This window comes from Parazoarcus sp. PS-13 R2A (assembly GCF_057621855.1).
Genome location: NZ_JBYEXN010000050.1, coordinates 1 through 1,898, shown reverse-complemented (window position 1 = coordinate 1,898; position 1,898 = coordinate 1). Strand labels below are relative to the sequence as shown.

General features: G+C 65.6%; 1 protein-coding gene and 2 pseudogenes. All 3 read right to left on the bottom strand.

Going from position 1 to position 1,898, the window contains the following annotated elements; genetic code table 11:
- Positions 1-447: pseudogene (locus AC22G6_RS21750) on the bottom strand (phosphomethylpyrimidine synthase ThiC); the annotation flags it as partial.
- A 65-nt stretch (positions 448-512) separates the two neighbouring features.
- Positions 513-1,550: a YeiH family protein gene (locus AC22G6_RS21745; RefSeq protein WP_108948062.1), complete on the bottom strand. Its 1,038-nt coding sequence runs from the start codon at positions 1,548-1,550 to the stop codon at positions 513-515.
- A gap of 146 nt (positions 1,551-1,696) precedes the next feature.
- A pseudogene (locus AC22G6_RS21740) lies at positions 1,697-1,898 on the bottom strand (sulfoacetaldehyde acetyltransferase); the annotation flags it as partial.

Here is a 1,898-nt window from a genome sequence, read left to right as displayed (position 1 = left end):
GATGATGCCGCGGCGGGCGTAGTGCATCTGCGACACGTTGGCACCGGGCTTGGCGCGACGCGGCTTGCGATGCAGGCCGGGGAAGCGCAGTTCATCGAGCTTGGCGTCGGCGGCGCGGATGCGGCCGAACTCGGACGACAGGTCGGACAGCACCTCGGTGTCGCCACGCTCTTCGATCCAGCCGGCGCGCAGGGCGGGCAGGCCCGAGCGGATGTCGATCTTCGCAGCCGGGTCGGAGTAGGGGCCGGAGCAGTCGTAGACGTAGATGTCCGGGTTGGGCTCGCCGCCGAAACCGGTCGGGGTGTCGGCCTGCGAGATGGCGCGCATCGGCACCTGGATGTCGGGGCGCGAACCCTGAACATAGACCTTGCGCGAGTTCGGCAGCGGCGCGATGGCGGCTGCGTCGACGTGGGCGCTTGAGGCGATGAATTTTTCGTTGGCGTTCATGCGGTTCTCCGTTGCGGTCGGGCCGGGGTTGGGGCAGTCGCGGATGGGGCGGTTTCGATGCAGTGTCAGGCGCCGAAGGCGCGTGAGACATACACCACGCTGAGCATGTAGGTGGCCACGAAGATGGCCTCGCTGGACATCAGCACGATGGGCTTCCAGCCCAGGGCGGCAAGCTTTTCGAGCGAGGTCTTTACACCGAGTGCGGCAATCGAGATCACCAGGCACCAGCGCGAGATGTCGGAGCTGACCTCGACCACTTCGTGCGGCAGCCAGCCCATGCTGTTGGCGGCAGCCAGTGCGGCGAACACGACCAGGAACAGCGGCAGGATCGGGGTCTTTGCGCCCGGGGTTTCGCTCTTCTTGCGCTCGGCATGGAAGGTGAGGGCGAGGATCACGACCACCGGCATCAGCATGGCGACGCGGAACATCTTGGCCAGCGTTGCCGCATCACCGACTTCCGGGGAAATGATCAGGCCGGCACCCACCACCTGGGCGACGTCGTGGATCGAGCCGCCGAGGAAGAGACCGGCTTCGGCCGTACTGAGGCCGGCGCTCTTGACGATCAGCGGGTAGAGCACCATCGCCACGGTGGAGAAAATCGCGATACCGATGGCGGTGAGCAGGGTGTAGCGCTCGTTCTCGCGGGTATTGGGCAGCGTGGATGAGATCGCCATCGTCGCCGAGATGCCGCAGATGCCGGTGCCGCCGCCCGAGAGCAGGCCGAGCATGCTCGGCAGCCCCAGCAGGCGGGCCATCAGCAGACCGAAACCGATGGTCAGCGCGACGGCGCCGATGAGGGCACCGACACCGGCAAGACCGAGGTCGCTGACGTCACTGGCAACGATTCGTGCGCCCAGCAGTGCGACGCCGATGCGCACCAGTTTCTTGGCGGAGAACTCGATACCCGGGATGCACTTGTCGTTGTCCGACAGAAAGTGGAAGGCAATGCCGATCAGCAGTGCGTAGAGGAACTGCGGCCCGCCGTAGTGCTCGGAGACGAACGTGGCGGCGACCGCGATGACGGCGCAGAGCATCACGCCGGGGACCATTTTCTTCGTGCCGGCGAAGATGCCTGGCTGCGCAGCAGTTGTGGATGTGCTCATGGTGTCCTTGTGCGGGTCTCTGTCGGGGCCGGAGGTGTGTCTGGCGGGTGAAGGTCATGGCCTTCCCCGTCCACGTGTCTGGGTGCCCCGGCGTGGCCGGGGGCTTGCAGGCACATCCCCGAGTGGGGGCGTGCCTTGTTTCAGTCTCAGACGTAGTCCTTGTACTTGTCGAGATGACGCACGGGCTTGGACAGTGCATCGCGGCGGAAGGGGTCGCCGAGCTCACGGGTACACATGATCTCGATGATGGTGGTCTTGCCTTCGTTCATCTGCATGTCGATGGCCTTCTTCAGCGCGGGGCCGACATCCTCGATCCTGTCGACGGTGATGCCCTCGGCGCCCATGGCG